Below are 1621 nucleotides of genomic sequence, written 5' to 3' on the forward strand. Positions count from 1 at the left end.
GGTTCTGTCGCAAATATAGTTAGAGCCGTGACAGACCCATCCTACAGATACAATTATACTGCGAGTGCGTAGAATCGCTCAAAGGCCGTCTGCCCTTCAATATCTATCTGCTCTTGTTTTAACATCGTCCACACTTCTCGCCCATGCAAACTGGCCAAGGCTCCTTCCGTTGACTTCCAACCCAGCGCTTGACGTGTTTTTTGCTTCACCCAACGGTGACTCTGCTCAACGATATTGTTCAGATATTTAATGTCCAAAATCTCTACCAAGGAGAGCATAAAATACCCCGTCAACCAGAGCTGTACATTCATCGAATCAATTGCCGCGTAGTTACTCTTACTTCCGTCTATGACGACTCTGCTTGGTAAACCATTTTGTGCAATCGCCTTATTCAGAAAGGCTTTAGCAGCAGCTTCATCACGGTTAGGGCTAAGATAATAATCGATCACTTTCCCAAATTTATCGACGGCTCGGTAGTAGTAGACCCACTGGCCTTTTACTTTGATGTAGGTTTCATCCATTCGCCACGAGTCAGACACGGGCTTCTTTCTACACCTCGCTTTGTGCTCTAATATTGGCGTAAATTTGATAACCCAACGATTAATCGTGGCGTGATCTACAACGACACCGCGCTCTAATTGAATATCTTCAATTTCACGATAACTGAGTTTATAGGCGAGGTAATAACGTACGGTTTCGAGAATAACTTCAGAGGGGAAGTGGCAGCCTTTAAACATTAAGAATCAGTCTCATGAAGAGAAATTAAGCAAATCTTAACTTAATGACTCAAAGTTTGCGACAGAACCAAATCACATCGATAGCATTGCGTTTATACTGGATGCTGTCGATGCTTCACACCACCCTAAAGATCTGAAAGCAATTTATAGAGATAAATTTTCTGAAAAGAAAGGTTCTGGTAAAGGGGTTTACAGTATAAAAGTTAATGGAAATTGGCGAATAACTTTTCAAATACAAGATGAAGGCGCTGAATTTCTTGATTATATCGATTATCACGGGAAAAAAATAAAAGCCCGATAGCTGCCTAATAAAAGATTAGGTTACGGGTCACGATATATGTGACCTTAGTCTATCTCGTTACATACAAGGTAGGCTTTAGGAGAGTAGAAATGAGAATGACGAGAAAACCATCACATCCAGGTAAGTTTTTTAAACACACTATTTTGGATGAAAGAGGAATATCAATTACCGAAGCAGCAGTGAACTTAGGTGTAACAAGAAAAGCACTAAGTGAATTTGTTAACGGTAAAGCCAAATGCTCACATGCAATGGCTAGACGCCTAGCAGAAACGACCGGAACTGGCGTTGGTATTTGGATTATGATGCAAGCTAAATTAGATACTTGGGAAGCTGAAAGCATGGAAATAGAAACACCAATTATCCCATTTAAAACACAAGCTTAATTGTTAATGAGAAAAATATAAAGAACACCAAATAGTAAAAGTAGAATCCCAATAAAAACGGCTCTCAATAAGGAGTCGTTTTTGTGTTTAATGCACAATATGTTATAGCCAACTTTTGAGTGGTTTTTGCACACTTCCTTTCTCTAATAGCTACGAGATCGCAAAAATCACTCACTTTCTTCGGTTCTGTCGCAAATATA

2 protein-coding genes and 1 pseudogene are annotated in these 1621 nt (G+C 39.8%); 2 read left to right on the forward strand and 1 reads right to left on the reverse strand.

The annotated features are described in order from the left end of the window. Window positions 1-53: 53 nt before the first annotated feature. Window positions 54-737: an IS6 family transposase gene (locus tag AB4653_RS08470; RefSeq protein WP_102258639.1), complete on the reverse strand. Its 684-nt coding sequence runs from the start codon at window positions 735-737 to the stop codon at window positions 54-56. 73 nt (window positions 738-810) lie between these two features. On the opposite strand from AB4653_RS08470, the pseudogene AB4653_RS08475 reads away from it, so the two are divergent. After that, window positions 811-1038: pseudogene (locus tag AB4653_RS08475) on the forward strand (type II toxin-antitoxin system RelE/ParE family toxin); the annotation flags it as partial. 89 nt (window positions 1039-1127) lie between these two features. Next, on the forward strand, window positions 1128-1421 hold the full coding sequence (locus AB4653_RS08480; protein WP_017101335.1) for a HigA family addiction module antitoxin: 294 nt from the start codon (window positions 1128-1130) through the stop codon (window positions 1419-1421). Window positions 1422-1621 lie beyond the last annotated feature (200 nt).

Source organism: Vibrio sp. 10N.222.48.A3 (assembly GCF_041475345.1).
Lineage (GTDB): Bacteria > Pseudomonadota > Gammaproteobacteria > Enterobacterales > Vibrionaceae > Vibrio > Vibrio tasmaniensis_A.